We start from the raw sequence: 18265 nt of genomic DNA, 5'->3' as shown, positions 1-18265 counted from the left end.
GCAGCATCGCGTAGAACGTCGGCGATTCCACCGCGATCGTGTCGCCCGGTTTCGCGACCGCCTGCAGGCACAGGTTGATCGCCTCCGTCGCGCCGACCGTCACGATGATCTCGTTCGGGTCCACCGACATCCCGTTCTCCAGGTAGCGGCGCGCGATCTGCCGGATCAGTCGCGGATGGCCGGGCGGCAGCCCGTCGGTCACGCCCCACAGCGACTTGTCGCGGCCGGCCGCATACGCGTAGCGGTTCAGTTTCTCGAACGGGAACAGGCTCGGGTCCGGATACGGCGAGCCGAGCGGCACCGCGTCGTCCGTGCCGATCGAGCGCAGCGTCGACAGCACGAGCCGGCTCACGTCGACCGACGACGAGATCGCGATCGGCTTCGACGGCCGCAGTTCGCGCACCGGCGCGTGCCCGTCGTCGCGCCGCAGGTTCACGAAATAGCCGGACTGCGGCCGGCTTTCGAGCAGCCCGCGGCTTTCCAGCAGCAGATACGCATGCAGCACCGTCGTGATGCTGATCCGGTGCTGCTGGCTCGCCTGCCGCACCGACGGAATCCGGTCGCCATGCCGGTACACGCCCTGGCGGATCAGGCGCTCGATATCGTCCGCGAGTTTTTCATAGAGTTTCATCGTGCGTCTCCCGCCGACGCGCGCGGCCGCGCCGCCCCGCCGTGTGCGTCCGATACGCGCGTGTTGCTCGTGTTTCGCCCGCCGACCGGGCCGTCGTGATTCCTGATCTTCCCCTCCGGTTTTGCCTTTTCCATCGCGCTGGCTCTCTCTTGAAGATGCGCCGCCAGGGTTCCGGATCAACTGGATCTGCGGCACTGTGCACTTGATGGTTTGATCTTAAGAGAAGAACAGTTTGCGGCGGGTACACACATCGAACGCGCGAACAAGAGTACAGTTCCGCCGGAATCGCGCATCACGGGAAAACTGTACGTCTTATGAAATGGCCGGACGGTCGGTTGGCCGGCACGAGGCGGCCGGATCGGCCTGGACGCCGCCGTACCGGCGAGGCAATTGGGGGGGCACTACTGCAGGGCTTTCGTTGGGAGAGCCACACGATGCGGTCCACGATCGAACACGTAGCCGCGCGTAGCCGCACGTGCCAGATTGATGCGCACGCCGGGCCCGAGTTCCGCGCGGTCGACACGCGGGCGAAGGCACGCAGGATCTGGAGCCAGGCCCCGCGCTCGACAAGCTGCCGTCGGCCGTCGCGTTCGCGCAGCGCGACAAGCACTACAAGGCGCGCTTCAACCAGGACGTCGAGCTGTATGCGCCGTTCGCGTACGACGCCGCGCTCGCGATGATCGCGGCGGTTCGCAAGGCCGACTCGCCCGATCGCGGCAAGATCGTCGCGAGCCTGCCCGGCGTGTCGGTCACCGGCGTGACCGGCAAGATCTCGTTCGACGAGCGCGGCGACCTGATCAAGCCGCCCTACACGCTGTTCCGCGTCGAACAGGGGCAGTGGCACAGCATTCGCACGGTCGGCGGCGCGTCGAACTGATCGACACCGAGCAGCAGGCGGCAGGCGGCGTCATCGCGCCGCCTGCTGCCGCTGCACCTCCTGCGCTTTCATCTGCAGATACGCGCCCCGCTCCACTTCGTGCAGTTGCTGCGGATACTGCTCGGTCGCGTCGAACCAGCGCGCGAGGCGCTGGTCGATCGGCTTGTCGAGCGTCGCGAGATACGTGTCGATCGCAAGGTAGTAGCGCATCGTGTTGCGCTCCAGCAGCCCGCGCACGCCGCCGACGTACTGGGGCTGCCCGGCCGGCGCGGCGCCGACGGTCGTGAACCCGACCTTGTCGCTGCCGACCGTCGCGAGGTAGGTTTTCATCGCCATCCGTCCGACCGTGCCGAAACCGTACGAATACGTGAGGTGCAGGAACGTGCGCGACGCGCCGACCGGCACGGCCTCGAGCGCGATCCGGTAATCCTTCGTGCCCATCGGGCCGCTGTCGGCGGTCAGGTCGACCTGGAAATAATCGGGCGTCGCGGCCGCCACGCGATAGCGGAACTGCACGCGATAGGTGTCCGACAGCTTTTGCTCGATCTTGCGGCCGAGGTTCACGTCGAGCACCGGGCCGTTGCCGCCGCTCGACGCATGACAGTACTTGGTGTTCAGGTGCAGGATCAGCACCGCGCACCAGTTCGCGGGGCCTTGCGCGGGATCGTTGAGCTGGCCGTTCACGGCCGCGAACGGATAATCGACGACCGCATAGATGTCGCCCTTCAGCGACGACGATGCTTCCGACGATTCGAGCACCACGGGCCGGTGAAACGCGTTGTCCTTCAGCTGGGGCCCGAGGCTGCGGTAGCGGTCGAGCAGCGCGGCCGCGCCGCTCGCGCCTTCCGCGCCGAACGACAGCGCGCTCCAGCCGACACACAGGCTCACGACGAGCACATGCCATACGCGGCGCGCCGGGCGCGTGCCGCGCGTCAATGCGGATGTCTCCATGTTGGTACTCCCTGGCGCACGATGGTCGCGTGCATGTGTCACAGAATACGCCCGCCCGCCGCGTGGCGCGGCGCCGTATTCGCCGAACATCTTGCGGGCCGATACCGTACCGGCCGCCGCGATCTGCTCGACGATGAAATCGACCGTGCGCTGGCTCGACGCCATACGAACCCCCGGGATCGGAACACCGTCTGACCGGCGCCGATGCCGCGCCGTTCCACTCATTTGTCGATGCCGAACGCGCTCGACATCTGCCGCGCCCGCTTCACGTCGTCGCCATGCAGATAGATCGACGTCGTCGAGATCGACGCATGCCGCAGGTTGTCGCGCACCGTCGTCAGCTCCGCGCCGCGCGCCAGCGCGTGCGTCGCATGCGTATGGCGCATCCAGTGCGGGCTCGCCTGGCGCAGCTTGTGCGCGAGCGCCGGGTGGTCGGCTTCGACCGCAACGGCCGTCTGCGCGAAGAAACGCTGCATCACCTTCCACAGCCGCACGCTCGTGATGGCGGCCGCGTCGTCTTCCGCGAGGCTCGGAATCAGCGGCGTATCGGGCCGCCAGCGCGCCGGCGTGACCGGCAACCGGCGCGCGACCAGATAGCGGTCGAGCGCCGTGCGCGCGAGCGGCGGCAGCGCGACGCGCGCGGCCTTGCTGCCCTTGCCGATCACCTTCAGCCACGCGTCGCCGTGCGCGTCCGTCTCGATGTCGCCGAGCGTCGCGCCGACCAGTTCGCTCGCGCGCAGCCCGGTCGCATAGCCGAAATCGAGAATGAAACGCAGCCGTTGCGCGGCGGCCGGCGTCCAGCCCGACTGCGGCGCACCGTCGCCCGCGCGCTGGCCGAACTCGAGCCCGTCGGCGATCGTGCGGACCAGCAGCCACTCGCCTTCGGTGAACGCGTGCGACGTATCGAGCGCGGTCGCGCCGCGCGTGTCGCGCACCTTCACGCCCGCGAACGGATTCGCGAGCAGGTAGCGCTGCTCGATCAGCCAGCGGAACAGCGCACCGAGCACCGACAGCGTGTACGCCGCCGAGCGCGCGGACAGCGCGCCCGAGAACGGCCGCCAGTCGGGCGCGCCGCGCGGCCGCACGGGCCCGACCCAGCGCTCGTGCGGCGTCGGCCGCCGGATGAACGCGCGATACGCGAGCGCGTCCTCGGTCGTCAGCGACGACAGCGCGCGGCCGCGCTCGACGATCGCCCACAGGATCAGCCGCTCGGCTTCCTTCCGGTACGCGCGCCGCGTCGCGGCCGATTCGTGCAGCGACAGCCACGCGTGCACGGCCGCGTAATCGTTGTCCGCATCGAGCGTGCTGGTCGCGCGCGGCGCGCGGAACGTGCCGGCCGAGCCGTCGACTTCGTGCGGCAGCTTCAGGTGTTCCCACGGCACGATGCTGCCGCGCGGCGTCGCGGCGATCAGCGCGCGCGCCCGTTCGGTCAGGTCCGGATGCGCGGCGAAGAACGCGTCGATGCGCCGCGCACTGGCCATGCCGAGGCCCGCGATCGCCCGCCACCACTGGCGCCGGCGCGGAATCCGCACCGTCAGGTCGGCGAGCGTCGCGATCCCGTGCGCACGCAGTGCCACGACCGCGCGCGCCGGCAGCCACAGGCCGACGTCGTCGCTGATCTGCGGTGCCGGCGCGCGTGCATGGCGCAGTTGGGCGATCGCGTCGGTGGCCGCTTTCGCCTCCCGCAAACGCTCACCGTCCGCATGGCCGAGCCGTTCCGCGAGATCGGGGCGGCCAACCTGCCGCGCGACGCGCACGAGGCGACGGCGGATCGCGCCGATCACGCCGCGCGCCGAGCGCCCCGCGCCGAGCCGGTCGGGCAGGTAGCGTTCGACGGCCTGACGCACGGTCATGCCCGCGTACCACGCGCGCAGCGCGGCCAGTTCGTCGGCGTCGGGAAAGCCTGCGGGCGCAGGCGCGGAATCGGCGGAATGCGATGAAGCGAGGCGCGGTTTCATGGGCGCCAGTTTGACAGAAGCGCGCGCGGCCGGATACGTCGCGCGCGCCCTTCCGAACGGGACGATGCGCTGGCGCGACCCGGGCCCCCTCGGGCATCGCACCGGCGCATCGGATCGATCGAAAGGCGGTCAGCCCGTGACGACGGGTGTGCGCCGCACTTCCGACAGGTAAATGAGGATCAGCGACACCCACACGATTCCGTACAGGAACATGAAGCACGTCGTGCGCACGCGCAGCAGGTCGAGCAGCATGCCGAACAGGATCGGCAGCAGGAAGCCGCCGAGCCCGCCCGCGAGCCCGACGATGCCAGTCACGACGCCCATGTTGTCCGCGAAATCGTCGGCGACGTACTTGAAGGTCGACGCCATCCCGAGCGCGAACACCGCGCCGAGCACGAAGGTCAGCGCGACGAAGCCGGCCACCGGCATCGCGACGTTCAGCGTCGCGGTGCCGTCGATCGTGTGAATCACGAAATCGGTCGCCGGGTACGACAGCAGGAACAGCGCGATCCACGCGACCCACAGCCCCCACCACGTGACCGCGTGCGCGCCGAAGCGGTCGGACAGCGCGCCGCCGAGCGCGCGCAGCACGGAGCCCGGCAGCGAGAAGCCGGCCGCGAACGCGGACGCCATCACCAGCGACATCCCGTATTCGCTCTTCAGGTACTGCGGAATCCACAGCGACAGCGCGGTGAAGCCGCCGAACGTGATCGAATAGTACTGGCAGAGCCGCCACACGCGCGGGTCGCGCAGCACCTTGAACGAATCGAGCATCGATCCGCCGCGCTTGCCCGCCCCTGGATCGGGCGCCGACGCGAGCCAGAAGATCAGCGCGGTGACGAGCAGCGCGACCGCATAGATGCGCGGCACGAAACGCCAGCCATACGCGTCGAGCAGCAGCGGCGTGACGAACAGGTTGACGGCCGCGCCGCACGTGCCCGCGCCGAACACGCCCATCGCGAGCCCGCGTCGCTGCGGCGGGAAAAACCGCGCGACATACGGCGTGCCGACCGCGAACGACGCGCCGACGCAGCCGAGGAACAGCCCGATCAGCAGGAACTGCCACAGCTGCGTCGCGTAGCTGACGACGTAGACGGGCACCGCGCACACGACGAGCAGCACCGTCATCACGATGCGACCGCCGAAGCGGTCGGTCCACGTGCCGAGCGGCAAGCGCATCAGCGCGCCGGTCAGCACCGGCGTCGACGTGAGCAGCCCGAACTCCGTGCTGTTCAGCCCGAGATCGGTGCGCAACTGCACGCCGAGCACGCCGAACATCATCCACACGACGAAACACACCATGAACGCGAGCGTGCTCGCGGCCAGCACCGACCACGCACGCAGCGGAACGGCCGGTGCGTTCATCACCCGCCCGGCATTACCTTGTTGAATTGCCATACGCCAAACCCCGTTTCATTGAACCAGCGGCCCGTTCGCACCGTCGAATTCGACGCCTTCGACGCGTGCGCCGCCCGCGAGAATCGCCACGTACTGCCGGATCGCCTGCCGCCGCACGCGCGCCGCGAGGTACGCGGCGATCTGGTCGGCGGCTTCGTCGAACGGCACCGCGTCGCCCGGCACGCGGCGCTCGATGCGCACGATGTGGAAGCCGAAGCGCGTGTTGACGAGTTTCGGCAGCACGCCGATGCCGTCCGTATCGAACAGCGCGGCCTCGAATTCCGGCACCGTGTCGCCGCGCAGCAGTTGCCCGAGGCTGCCGCCGACTTCCGCCGACGGGCAGTTCGACGACGCGCGCGCGACCGCTTCGAACGTATCGGGCGCGGCCACCACGTCGGCGAGCACCTGTTCCGCGCGCTGCCGCAGCGGCGCGAGCGGCACGCGGTCCGTCATCGCGAACAGCACGTGGCTCGCATGGACGATGTCGTTGCGGCGAAAGCGCGCCGGGTGCTGCGCGTAATAACGCTCGCAAGCCGCGCGATCGGGTTCGGGCACATGCGTGAGTTCGCGTTCGAGCAGCGCGTCGACGGCCGCGTCGTCGAGCGGCGCGCCTTCGTCGAGCAGCGCCAGCGACACCGCGCGCTGCCGCAGCAGCTCGCGCACCGCGAGCGTGCGCCGCGCCGCGTCGAGCGGATCGGCTGCATCGTGGTAGTGCTCGGCTTCCGTCGAGATCGACGCAGCGTCGATCTCGATGCCGTTGACGATCAGCGGCATCGTCGCGACTTCGGAAAGAACGTCGTTCATGCTTTTTCCTCCTCAGCGCTTGCGTACGAGCTGGTACGGACGGATCAGGTACGCGATCGACGCGATCCCGCTCCAGATGTGCACCATCCGCGTGAACGGCGACACGAGGAAGATCGTGAAGCCGAGCAGGATGTGCAGCCGGTACGTGAGCGGCACGCCGACGAGCAGGCTCGCGATGTCCGGGCGGAACGTGACGACGCCCTTCACGTAGTCGGTGAGTTGCTCGAACATCACGCCGTCCATGTGGCGCGTCGACAGTACGACCGTGCCGAGCCCGAGCGCGAGCTGCGCCCACAGCATCAGCACGATCACGATGTCGGACGTGCGGCTGTTCTTGCGGATGCGCGCATCGCCCAGGCGGCGCCAGATCAGGATCGTCTGCCCGACGATCGACGCGACGCCGGCCGCGCCGCCCGCCACCATCGCGACCAACTGGTGCCCGGACGCCGACAGGAACGGCGACACGAGCCAGTGCGGCGCCAGGAAGCCCGCGAAGTGCCCGAGCACGACGACCAGCACGCCCCAGTGAAACAGGTTGCTGCCGAGCCGCAGCATCCCGTGGCGCAGCAGCTGCGACGAATCGCTTTTCCACGTGTACTGCTCGCGGTCGAAGCGGATCAGACTGCCGACCAGCAGCACCGCGAGACAGATGTACGGGTAGATCCCGAACAGGAACTGATGCAGGTAAGCGTTCATGTGTTTCCCCAGTTGGGCCCGCGCTTACGCGCCGCGGGCCGGCCGCTTGTCGTGGAACCGCACCGTCTGCTCCGCGGTCGCCGGTGTTGCAGCGCCGACGAAGCGCACGGCTTCGTCCGCATACGACGCGTCGAGCGCGCGGTAGTCGTCGGCGCTCGGCCGCTCGGCGGCGACGTCGTCGTCCGCGGCGGCCGGTGCGTCGACCGGTGCGAGGCCCGCCATCGGCAACAGCGCGCCGACGACGAAGCTGTAATGACTGCCGCGCTGCGCGAGCTGGCCGGCCACCGCGCGCAGTATCTCGCCGGTTTCAGCGAGCAGGCTGCGCGCATCGGGCGCCGGCAGCCGCGACAGGTATTCGAGGAACACGGGCAGATAGTCGGGCAGTTCGCCCGGGTTCAGGAACAGCCCGTGCCGCTCGTACATCTGCAGCAGGTCGACCATCGCCTGTCCGCGGTCGCGCGATTCGCCGTGCACGTGCTCGAACAGGTGCAGCGACGTCGCGCGGCCGCGATCGAACAGCGCGACGTAGTTCTCCTGCAGCGTCAGCAGGTCGCGCTCGCGCATGTACGCAAAGAACCGGTCGAGCCCGGCGCGTACCGTCCTCGGCAAACGCGCCGCTTCGCGCAGGTGCGTTTCGACCGAATCGAGCACGTCGACGAGCGCGTCGTCCGGATAGTCGAGCAGCGCGGCGAACGCCGCATAGGTCGGATCGGGTGCGGTGCTCATCGGGAGACCTCGCGGATCGGAATGGTCCGTGTGCCCTTCTCCTTCTTCGCGCTGAACAGGCTCGCCGACGACCGGCCGTCCGAACAGCCGTTGCCGAACGAGAAGCCGCACGACGCGCGCAGGTCGTACGCGTTCTCCGCATACTCGCGATGTGTGGTCGGGATCACGAAGCGATCCTCGTAGTTCGCGATCGCGAGATAGCGGTACATCTCCTCGACCTGCGCGAGCGACAGCCCGACCTGGTCGAGCACGGCGCGCGCGTCGATGCCGTCGACGTGGCGCGCGCGCATGAACGCGCGCATCGCGAGCAGCCGTTCGAGCGCGAGCTTCACGGGCGCTTCGTCGCCGGCCGTCAGCAGGTTCGCCAGATAGCGCAGCGGAATGCGCAGCGATTCGACGTCCGGCAGGTAGCCGTTCATGCCGAGATCGCCACTGTTGGCGGCCGCGTTGATCGGCGACAGCGGCGGCACGTACCAGACCATCGGCAGCGTCCGGTATTCCGGATGAAGCGGGAACGCGATCTTCCAGTCGATTGCCATCTTGTAGGTCGGCGAACGCCGCGCGGCGTCGATCCACGCGGCCGGCACGCCGTCGCGCTCCGCCTGCGCGATCACGGCCGGGTCTTCCGGATCGAGGAACAGCGACAGTTGCGCTTCGTACAGATCCTTCTCGTTCTCCGCGCTGGCCGCCTCGCTGATCCGGTCCGCGTCGTACAGCAGCACGCCAAGATAGCGAATGCGGCCCACGCAGGTTTCCGAACACACGGTCGGCTGGCCGGCCTCGATACGCGGATAGCAGAAGATGCACTTCTCGGCCTTGCCGCTCTGCCAGTTGTAGTAGATCTTCTTGTACGGGCAGCCGGACACGCACATGCGCCAGCCGCGGCACTTGTCCTGGTCGATCAGCACGATGCCGTCTTCCTCGCGCTTGTAGATCGAGCCCGACGGGCACGCCGCGACGCACGCGGGGTTCAGGCAGTGCTCGCACAGGCGCGGCAGGTACATCATGAAGGTGTTCTCGAACTGCCCGTAGATGTCCTTCTGCACGTTCTCGAAGTTGGTGTCCTTCGCGCGCTTCTCGAATTCGCCGCCGAGAATTTCCTCCCAGTTCGGCCCCCACTCGATCTTCTCGAGTCGCTGGCCGCTGATCAGCGAGCGCGGCCGCGCGACCGGCATCGCACGCGTGTTGCCGGCTTCCTGAAGATGCGCGTAGTCGAACGTGAACGGCTCGTAGTAGTCGTCGATCTCGGGCAAATGCGGGTTCGCGAAGATCTGCGCGAGCAACCGCCACTTGCCGCCGAGTCGCGGCTCGATCCTGCCGTCCGCGCGCCGCTGCCACCCGCCACGCCAGCGGTCCTGGTTCTCCCAGTCCTTCGGATAGCCGATGCCCGGTTTCGTCTCGACGTTGTTGAACCACGCGTATTCCATCCCTTCGCGGCTCGTCCACACGTTCTTGCAGGTCACCGAGCACGTATGGCACCCGATGCACTTGTCGAGGTTCAGCACCATCGCGATCTGTGCGCGTATCTTCATGACGTTTCTCCGGTGCGGACGTTCGACGTATCGGTCGCGGCTTCTTCGCCGTCGAGCCAGTCGACCCTGTTCATCCTGCGCACGATCAGGAATTCGTCGCGATTCGAGCCGACCGTGCCGTAGTAGTTGAACCCGTACGCGAGCTGCGCGTAGCCGCCGATCATATGGGTCGGCTTCAGCGCGATGCGCGTGACCGAGTTGTGGATGCCGCCGCGCGTGCCGGTGATCTCGGAGCCCGGCGTATTCACGATCTTCTCCTGCGCGTGATACATCATCACCATCCCGGACGGAATCCGCTGGCTCACCACCGCCCGCGCGCACAATGCGCCGTTCGCGTTGTAGCACTCGATCCAGTCGTTATCGACCGCGCCGATCGCCTTCGCGTCGTCCTCCGACATCCACACGATCGGCCCGCCGCGCGACAGCGTCAGCATCAGCAGGTTGTCCGTGTACGTGCTGTGGATGCCCCACTTCTGATGCGGCGTCAGGAAGTTCAGCACACGTTCGGGGTTGCCGTTCGAGCGCGTGCCGACCATGTGTTCGTAGCTGCCCGTATCGACCGGCGGCTTGTACGCGCACAGCGATTCGCCGAATGCACGCATCCACGCGTGATCCTGATAGAGCTGCTGGCGGCCGCTCATCGTGCGCCACGGCACGAGTTCATGCACGTTCACGTAGCCGGCGTTGTACGACACGTGCTCGGATTCGATCCCGCTCCACGTCGGCGATGAAATGATCTTGCGCGGTTGCGCCTGGATGTCGCGGAAACGAATCTTCTCGTCCGCGCGCGCGGCGGCCAGGTGCGTGTGATCGATGCCGGTGATGCCGGACAGCGCGCACCATGCCTTCACCGCCACTTCGCCGTTGGTTTCAGGTGCGAGCGCGAGGATCACCTCGGCCGCATCGAGTGCGGTGTCGATCCGCGGGCGCCCTTGCGCGGCGCCGTGAGCGACCTTGTAGTTCAGTTCGCCGAGCAGCTTCACTTCGTCTTTCGCATCCCAGCCGATGCCCTTTCCGGCGTTGCCGAGCTTGTCCATCAGCGGGCCGAGCGACGTGAAGCGCGCATACGTGTTCGGATAGTCGCGTTCGACCGCGACCACCGCCGGCATCGTGCGGCCCGGCACCGGTTCGCATTCGTCGCGCTTCCAGTCCTGCACGTCGAACGGTTGCGCGAGTTCGCCCGGCGTATCGTGCGCGATCGGCGCGAGCACGACGTCGCGCTCGACGCCGAGATGCCCGTCGCACAGCTCGGAGAAGCGCTTCGCGATCCCCTTGAAGATCTCCCAGTCGCTCTTCGATTCCCACGCGGGATCGACCGCCGCCGACAACGGATGGATGAACGGGTGCATGTCGGACGTGTTCATGTCGTCCTTCTCGTACCACGTCGCGGTCGGCAGCACGACATCCGAGTACATGCAGGTCGTCGACATGCGGAAGTCGAGCGTCACGAGCAGATCGAGCTTGCCGCGCGGCGCTTCGTCGTGCCACGTCACCTCCTCGGGACGCCGGCCGCCGGTCGCGCCGAGGTCCTCGCCCTGCACGCCGTGAGTGGTGCCGAGCAGGTGCTTCAGGAAGTACTCGTGGCCTTTGCCCGACGAGCCGAGCAGGTTCGAGCGCCATACGAACAGGTTGCGCGGGAAGTTGTCCGGTGCGTCCGGGTCCTCGCACGCCATCCGCAGCGCGCCGGCCTGCAACTGCCGCGCGACGTCCGCACCCGCCTGCGACGGGTCGCCCAGGCTCGCGCCGACCTTCAGTGGATTCACCGACAGCTGCGGCGCGGACGGCAGCCAGCCCATCCGCTCCGCGCGCACGTTGTAGTCGATCGGCGCGCCGTGGAACCGCGACTTGTCCGCAAGCGGCGACAGCAGCGCGGCCGGATCCATCGGGTCGTAGCGCCACTGGTCGGTATGTGCGTAGAAGAACGACGTCGCATTCATCTGGCGCGGCGGGCGGTTCCAGTCGAGCGCAAATGCGAGCGCGGTCCACCCCGTCTGCGGCCGCAGCTTCTCCTGGCCCACGTAGTGCGACCAGCCGCCGCCGGGCTTGCCGATGCAGCCGCACATGATCAACATGTTGATGATCGCGCGGTACGACATGTCCATGTGGAACCAGTGGTTGATCCCCGCGCCGATGATCACCATCGACTTGCCCTGCGTCTTGTGCGCGTTCTCCGCGAACTGCCGCGCGACCGAGATCACGTCCGCGCGCTTCACGCCGGTGATCGCTTCCTGCCACGCCGGCGTGTACGGCAGATCGTCGTCGTAGCTCGCGGCCACGTCGCGCCCGCCGAGCCCCTGGTCGAGCCCGTAGTTCGCGACGAACAGGTCATAGACGGTCGCGACCAGCATGTCGCCGTTGCGCGTCGCGATGCGCCGCACGCCGATCCGGCGCGACAGCACGGACGCATGCTGCGTCGAGTTGAAGTGCGCGTGCGGCTGGTTGCCGAAATACGGGAACAGCACGTCGACCACGTCGTCGTGCGCGGCCGTGCACGACAACCGCGGCGACAGCACCGCGCCCTTCGACGTCTCGCCGCGCAGGTTCCACTTGCCCTTGTCGGCGTCCGCCTGTTGACCCCAGCGGAAGCCGATCGAGCCGACCGGCACGACGAACTCGCCGTTCGCGTCGTCGATCATCACGGTCTTCCACTGCGGATGCGCGGCTTCGTCGAGCGCGTCGTCGAAGTCGGATGCGCGCACGAGGCGCTCGGGCACGTAGCCGTCGCCGTGCGGCACGAGCCGCACGAGGCACGGCATGTCGGTGTAGCGCTTGCAGTAGTCGGCGAAATAATCGCTCTTCCCTGCAAGATGAAATTCCTTCAGGATCACGTGGCCCATCGCGAGCGCGAGCGCCGCGTCGGTGCCCTGCTTCGGGTGCAGCCACAGGTCGCCGAACTTCGCGCCTTCCGAGTAGTCGGGAAACACCGACACGACCTTGGTGCCGCGATAGCGCGCCTCGACGAGGAAGTGCGCGTCGGGCGTGCGCGTCTGCGGGACATTGGAGCCCCACATCATGATGAACGTGGAGTTGTACCAGTCGGCCGATTCCGGCACGTCGGTCTGCTCGCCCCAGGTCTGCGGCGACGCGGGCGGCAGGTCGCAATACCAGTCGTAGAAGCTCAGGCACACGCCGCCGATCAGCGACAGGTAGCGCGAGCCCGCTGCGTACGACACCATCGACATCGCCGGAATCGGCGAGAAGCCGACCACGCGATCGGGACCGTAGCGCGCCACCGTGTAGACGTTTGCGGCCGCAACGATCTCGTTGACCTCGTCCCAGCTCGCGCGCACGAAGCCGCCGAGCCCGCGCCGGCTCTGGTACGAGCGCCGTGCTTCATCGTCGTCGACGATCGAGCGCCATGCGTCGACGGGCGCGAGCGTGCGGCGGCGTTCGCGCCACAGCTTCACGAGCGCGCTGCGCACCATCGGATGCTTCAGGCGGTTCGCGCTGTACAGGTACCACGAGTACGACGCGCCGCGCGAACAGCCGCGCGGCTCGTGGTTCGGCATGTCGGGACGCGTGCGCGGATAGTCGGTCTGCTGGGTTTCCCAGGTGACGATCCCGCCTTTCACATAGACCTTCCACGAGCAGGAACCCGTGCAATTCACGCCGTGGGTCGAGCGCACGATCTTGTCGTGCTGCCAGCGCATCCGGTAACCGTCTTCCCACTTGCGGTCTTCGTCGGTGACGGCGCCGTGCCCGTCTGAAAAGCGTGGCCTCGTGGTGGAGAAATAACGCAATCTATCCAGGAAATGGCTCATGGGGATCTCGTTTTTCCGGTCTTTGGCAGACCCTGATTATTTAAGGAGGGGAAATACTGGTTGTAAAGGACGGTCGGATTGGAATCAGTCCGCCTTCTGCATCCTTTTCGTCCGGCTCGGATGAATTGTCTTTCGGATCGACGTATCACAACTTGATACAAATCACGACATCGTTCATCGAGCTGCAACGTCCAGAAATAGGGACTGATAGTGTCGCCTGCTATGCTTCGCACGGCAGTGCCGCGTCCTGCCGGTTCGTTTTCCGTTGAATCGGGACATCGGACTCAACCGCATCGAATGGCATTGAACGAACGACGGTGTCATGCGGAATCGCCGGCCGGCAGCGGGCCGTTCATGGAAGACCGCGCAATGCGTTCGACCGTTTTACCGGCCGTCGGGCAATGACGTCGCCACCAATAAGAACCGCATTTTCATGACCTCACGCCTTTTCACTGCCTGTGTCGCAGCAGCGATCGGGTGCGCCGCCCTGCCCGCCGCCCACGCCCGCACCTACGTCCCACCGACGGCGTCGTTCGGCAACGGGGCTTACGTTCATCGATTCGTGTTGCGCGACCCGGTCACGCAACGACCGCTGCCGAATGCGCGCTATCGGCTGTTCCTGCCGGACCAGGCCATCGCGGGACTGCCCGGCAAATCGGCCGAGCACGACAACGTGATCTTCGGCACGACGGACGCGGCCGGCCGCACGGCCAGGATCCGGCTGCCGAAGTTCCATCCGGAGCAGCAGTGGGTGTTCAACCCGATCATCGGCGAAGGCGAGATGGGTCAATCGTTCCGCCTGGTCGATTCGTCCAGCGACGCGCCGCTCGGCGGCGTGCCGTACGTGCTGGACGTCCAGGACGAATATCTCGCGTGCGGCTATTCGGATGCCCGTGGCAATACCTACTACGCGCAATCGCGTACGCGTCGGAACATCAATCTCTCCACCAGCGTGCTGATCGCCCCCGACGACACCGACTGGTGCGCGGGCCCGGGCGCGGCCATCGCGAACGGCACGAACGCGCCCGGCACGCCGGACCTGTACACGCAATATCTCGGCAGCCTGATCGCCAACGGCAACCGGGTCGGCGGCGAATTACGGCAGCAGATCGTCGCCAAGCTGCTGTCGCTGGCCATCTCGGAACGCGACACGGCGCGTATCGCCGCCGTGCTCGACCTCGGCGACATTTCCGACGATCACCTGAACGACGTCGGCTATCGGCTCGTCGACGCAGGCGTGGAAGTCGAGCGCGGGCTCGCGATGATCGACGCGTATCTCGCGAAGCAACCGGCGGATGCGTATGCGCTCGACAGCAAGGGTTGGGCGCTGTATCGCGTCGGCCGCCACGACGAAGCGCTCATGTGGTTCGACCGCTCGATAGCGACCTTCGCGGCGGACGGCGACGAAGCAAGCGCTGCACGCGAAGCGCATGCGACCGCGCTGGCGCACAAGGGCGAAGTGCTGTGGAAGCTGGGGCGCCAGGATGAGGCGCGCGACGCGTTCGCGCAGGCAGGGAAGATTCAGCCGGAGAGCACCGAGCTGGCGCAAACGTTGAAGCGGCTGATGATTGGGAACGGGCAGGACGACACGAACGCGCCGTCGATGACAAGCGACTAGGCGACATCGCGGCGGCGTAACGGCTGTCGCCAGTCGTCGCGGAACCGTCGACGAACGTGCGCCGCCGCCCCGCCCGTGCGGGTCACTCCTCGCCTTTCGGCCCCGGGTTCAGCATCACGACGAAGCCCGCGACGCCGACGATCAACGCGAGCGCGCCGCCGCGCAGCGCCGTCGCGGCATCGAACAGCAGGCCCGTCACGACGGCCATCATGCCGGCGAGCGACACGAACACGGCGATCGCCGCGACGACGATCCGGTACTGGCGGCGTATCATCGCGCGCGCCGCGTCATGCCGCGGCCGCGGCGGCCGCCGCGTCGGCGTCGTCGCCGCGAATCAGCAGCACCGGGCACTTCGAGCCGCGCACGAAACGCTCGGCGACGCTGCCGAGCAGCACGCGCCGGATGCCGCGCCGCCCGTGCGTACCGACCACCGCGAGATCGATCCCGTGCTCGTTCACGTAGCGTTGCAGGCGTTCCGCGACGTCCTCGCCGATGCTCTCGGTCTCGACGAGTTCGGCTTCGCCCTTCGCGCCGGCCAGCGCGATGATCTGTTCGGCTTCGCGCAGCACCTTGCGCCCGTCGTCGCGGATTTCCTCGACGAGCGCGTGCGGATCGAGACGGCCCGCATACGTAAACAGCACCGACTTGTCGACCACATACACCGCGTTGACGGGCGTGTCGCCCGCCAGCGCCACCTTCACGGCTTCGGCGAGCGCCTGTTTCGACGAAGCGCTGCCGTCGACGGCCACCATGATTTTCTCGTACATGCGAACCTCGCTGGGGTGAGTTGCCGCACGCGCTGTCGCGTGCGGCCATGCCACCATCATCGGCCGGCGGCGGGTCCGGATGTTGACGGCGGTCAAGCTCCGGCGCTACCGCCGCATGCGGCAAAGCGACGCGACGGGAAGCGGCCGGCTTGCGTTGTCGCTCAGCCCCCGAACCGGGCAGGCGATGCGGACGCCGCTGCCCTTTCGAGCGCCCATCGCGCCGAAGGCGCTATCATCGACTATGCGACTTTCGTCCGGCCCTTTTTTGCCGGCCCCACTTTCAACTCGCTCAACCGACATGACAACGACTACCGAACGCGTGGACGGCGCCGCCCAGCATCTCGTCGCCGCCCGCCATGCCGGCTCGCCCGGCCCGCTGTTGCCCGATGCACTGCGCCCCGACGACATCGACACCGCGCTCGCGATCCAGCAGCGCGTGGCCGATCTGCTCGGCGAACCCGTCGGCGGATGGAAATGCGCGCTGCCGCCGCCCGATCGCGTGATCCTCGCGCCGATCTTCGCGTCGACGATCCGCGAAGCCGATGCGCCGTACCGCGTCGTCGGCGGGCCGATCGTGCGGATCGAGCCGGAAATCGCGTTCGTGCTCGATCGCGACCTGCCCGCGCGCGCGCAGCCGTATGACGAAGGCGACGTGCGCGCGGCGATCCGGGAAGTGCGCATCGTGCTCGAGGTACTCGGCTGCCGCTATGCGGAACCGGCGCGCGCATCGAAGTTCGAGCTGCTGGCCGACGGGCAATTCAACCAGGGGCTGTGCGTCGGCCCGGTCGTGCCCGACGGGCTGAACGTGCCGCTCGCGACGCTCGCGCTATCGTTCGAAGGCGCGCTGAACCGCACGATCGACGGCCGCCATCCGGACGGCGATCCGCTGAAGCCGCTGGTATGGCTCGTCAATTTCCTCGCGTCGCGCGGCGACGCGGTGCGCGCCGGCCAGATCGTGACGACCGGCTCGTACGCGGGCGCGATCGACGTGCCGCTCGGCGATGCGCTGACGGTGCGCTTCGGCGAGCTCGGCAGCCTGTCGGTGACGCTGACCGCTTGACGGGTCAGGTCTCTTTCTCGCCCAGACCGCCATGTCGCTGACACCGCTTCCCGCCCTGCTCGACGCCATCCTGCGCGCCGTCGCGCGCCGTTACCGGCTGCCGCCGCTCGAGCGCGCGTCGTCGCTGACCGACGCGACGAATCCGGCCACCGCGCTGGCGATCGTGATCGAGGAAGCGCGCAGGATGCGGGCGGACGGCCACGCGCCCGGCGCCGACTTGCGGCAGCGCTTCATCGATGCGCTCGCGCGGATGATCCGCGACGCGATGGATCCGTCATCCGGCGATCCGTCGTTTCAGGCGTCGGTGCTGCGTCACGATGCGCCGAACGTGCGCGAATACGCGTCGTTGTCCGCGCACGCCGAGCAGGACCGGCGCGCGCTCCACTCGGCCGTCAATGCGATCGCGCACCCGGCCAAGCTCGAACGAAGCGCCCAGGCCTGGCAACGCGACGGCCTCGCGCGCCTGCATGCGGCGGCCACTTCGGCGTCGTGGGCCGAGCTGCACGCGGCACTCGCGCATCTGCTCGCACTGCCCGAGATGGCGACCGACGCGGCGTTCGAGCAGGACATCGTCAAACTGAAGGACAGCCCCGCGCTCGAACGCATGCTGCGGCTCGATGCGCTGGCCGCGGACGAGGACGTCCGTCGCTACCGCGCGCTGTGGGTCCGGCAGGGGCCGCTCGTCGGCAGCACGGTCGCCGTCGCGCAGGGCGTCGCGTCGCAGCAGCGCGGCGCGGCCGTCGAAGCGCTGGCGGCGCAGGCGCTCGACGCACTGGCGCGCAGGCTCGACGCGGTGGACGAGCAGCGCACCTACCGCGTCGTCACGTCGATGCGCGTGCCGTCGTCGATCCCGGGCCGGCACGACCGCGCGAAAACCGAATGGGATGCGATCCTGCTCGAACGCGCGCGCGGCAACGACCCGGCGCCCGCGTGGAACGTGCGCTTCCTCGTCGAGGCGAAGGCGTCCGCGGATGCCGCGACGACCGATCTGCCGCGGCTGCTGCGCGGCCTGACCCTGCTCGCGCAGGCGGCCCCCGACACGGTCTATGCGTTCGAGACGCACCAGGGCACGGTACGCGTGCATGGCGCATCGCTGCATGCGCTGACGACCGACGAAGCGGCGCTGCCCCGCGAAGTGCTGTATTGCTGCGACGCGTCGGCGGATGCGACGCCGCGGCTGCTGAGCGCCGCGAGCCGGATGCAGCTGCTGTCCGCGCAGGCGAGCCTCGAATACGCGAGCGTGTTCGCGCAAAGGCCGGATGCCGATCCGGACGGCCTCGGCGTCATCTGGCACGCGCTGCTGACCCTGCCGCAATGGCAGGCCGTGCTGCATCAGTACCCGTCGTTACGGCAGGTGCGTGAGCTAATGGTGGCCATCGACGACTTGCGCGTCGCGCTGGACGAGATGGACGACGGAGGCATCGCCAGCAGCGTGTGCGCGTGATGCGCGAATACAGCCGGCCGCCGCACGGCGCTCGCGCATGGA

Annotated in this window: 14 protein-coding genes and 1 pseudogene; 4 read left to right on the top strand and 11 right to left on the bottom strand. The window is 68.0% G+C overall.

What is annotated here, in order from left to right:
• The coding region (locus tag HWX76_RS36705; protein ID WP_244137985.1) for a PLP-dependent aminotransferase family protein at window positions 1-631 on the bottom strand (631 nt) is incomplete at its 3' end.
• Window positions 632-1151: 520 nt separating this feature from the next.
• Here HWX76_RS36705 and HWX76_RS19060 point away from each other — a divergent pair.
• Window positions 1152-1508 (top strand): annotated as a pseudogene (locus HWX76_RS19060) (ABC transporter substrate-binding protein); the annotation flags it as partial.
• 30 nt (window positions 1509-1538) lie between these two features.
• On the opposite strand, the gene HWX76_RS19055 reads toward HWX76_RS19060, so the two are convergent.
• From HWX76_RS19055 to HWX76_RS19015, 8 genes are all read right to left on the bottom strand, one after another.
• Window positions 1539-2459 (bottom strand): hypothetical protein, encoded by a 921-nt coding sequence (locus HWX76_RS19055; protein ID WP_176016246.1) that lies wholly within the window; start codon window positions 2457-2459, stop codon window positions 1539-1541.
• 221 nt (window positions 2460-2680) lie between these two features.
• Window positions 2681-4417, bottom strand: a complete 1737-nt coding sequence (locus tag HWX76_RS19045) for a site-specific integrase (protein WP_050014167.1) — start codon at window positions 4415-4417, stop codon at window positions 2681-2683.
• 129 nt (window positions 4418-4546) lie between these two features.
• Window positions 4547-5815: a nitrate/nitrite transporter gene (locus tag HWX76_RS19040; protein WP_244137984.1), complete on the bottom strand. Its 1269-nt coding sequence runs from the start codon at window positions 5813-5815 to the stop codon at window positions 4547-4549.
• Between the two features lie 15 nt (window positions 5816-5830).
• Window positions 5831-6619, bottom strand: coding sequence for a peptidylprolyl isomerase (locus HWX76_RS19035; RefSeq protein WP_176016177.1), 789 nt, complete (start codon window positions 6617-6619; stop codon window positions 5831-5833).
• 12 nt (window positions 6620-6631) lie between these two features.
• Window positions 6632-7315 carry a respiratory nitrate reductase subunit gamma gene (gene narI / locus HWX76_RS19030; protein WP_176016176.1) on the bottom strand — a complete coding sequence of 228 codons (684 nt, stop codon included), beginning with the start codon at window positions 7313-7315 and terminating at the stop codon, window positions 6632-6634.
• A 24-nt stretch (window positions 7316-7339) separates the two neighbouring features.
• Window positions 7340-8041, bottom strand: a complete 702-nt coding sequence (narJ, locus tag HWX76_RS19025; RefSeq protein ID WP_050014163.1) for a nitrate reductase molybdenum cofactor assembly chaperone — start codon at window positions 8039-8041, stop codon at window positions 7340-7342.
• Entirely contained in the window at window positions 8038-9573 is a 1536-nt protein-coding gene (gene narH, locus HWX76_RS19020) for a nitrate reductase subunit beta (protein WP_089490303.1), read from the bottom strand. The genes narJ and narH overlap by 4 nt, the downstream gene beginning before the upstream one ends.
• The gene (locus HWX76_RS19015) at window positions 9570-13334 is read right to left on the bottom strand and encodes a nitrate reductase subunit alpha (RefSeq protein ID WP_089490302.1); all 3765 of its coding nucleotides are present in this window, start codon (window positions 13332-13334) and stop codon (window positions 9570-9572) included. Before HWX76_RS19015 ends, narH begins: the two co-directional genes overlap by 4 nt.
• 562 nt (window positions 13335-13896) lie before the next feature.
• Between HWX76_RS19015 and HWX76_RS19010 the strand changes: the two genes are divergently transcribed.
• The gene (locus HWX76_RS19010) at window positions 13897-14952 is read left to right on the top strand and encodes a tetratricopeptide repeat protein (RefSeq protein WP_235356233.1); all 1056 of its coding nucleotides are present in this window, start codon (window positions 13897-13899) and stop codon (window positions 14950-14952) included.
• A gap of 82 nt (window positions 14953-15034) precedes the next feature.
• Here the strand turns inward: HWX76_RS19010 and HWX76_RS19005 are convergent, their stop codons facing one another.
• Both HWX76_RS19005 and HWX76_RS19000 read right to left on the bottom strand, forming a co-directional pair.
• Complete coding sequence (locus tag HWX76_RS19005; RefSeq protein ID WP_027786097.1) at window positions 15035-15226, bottom strand: DUF2964 family protein; 192 nt, start codon at window positions 15224-15226, stop codon at window positions 15035-15037.
• Window positions 15227-15239: 13 nt separating this feature from the next.
• On the bottom strand, window positions 15240-15719 hold the full coding sequence (locus tag HWX76_RS19000; RefSeq protein WP_050014160.1) for a universal stress protein: 480 nt from the start codon (window positions 15717-15719) through the stop codon (window positions 15240-15242).
• A gap of 298 nt (window positions 15720-16017) precedes the next feature.
• Here HWX76_RS19000 and HWX76_RS18995 point away from each other — a divergent pair, with 298 nt between their 5' ends.
• Window positions 16018-16779 carry a fumarylacetoacetate hydrolase family protein gene (locus HWX76_RS18995; protein WP_050014159.1) on the top strand — a complete coding sequence of 254 codons (762 nt, stop codon included), beginning with the start codon at window positions 16018-16020 and terminating at the stop codon, window positions 16777-16779.
• Window positions 16780-16810: 31 nt separating this feature from the next.
• Entirely contained in the window at window positions 16811-18223 is a 1413-nt protein-coding gene (locus HWX76_RS18990; RefSeq protein ID WP_124631720.1) for a 3-deoxy-D-arabino-heptulosonate 7-phosphate synthase, read from the top strand.
• Window positions 18224-18265 lie beyond the last annotated feature (42 nt).

Origin of the sequence: Burkholderia sp. BCC0398 (assembly GCF_902833245.1) — a bacterium.
Taxonomy (GTDB): Bacteria; Pseudomonadota; Gammaproteobacteria; order Burkholderiales; family Burkholderiaceae; genus Burkholderia; species Burkholderia sola.
Note: the sequence above shows the minus strand (reverse complement) of the source record. Positions and strands in the feature narration are given on the sequence as shown.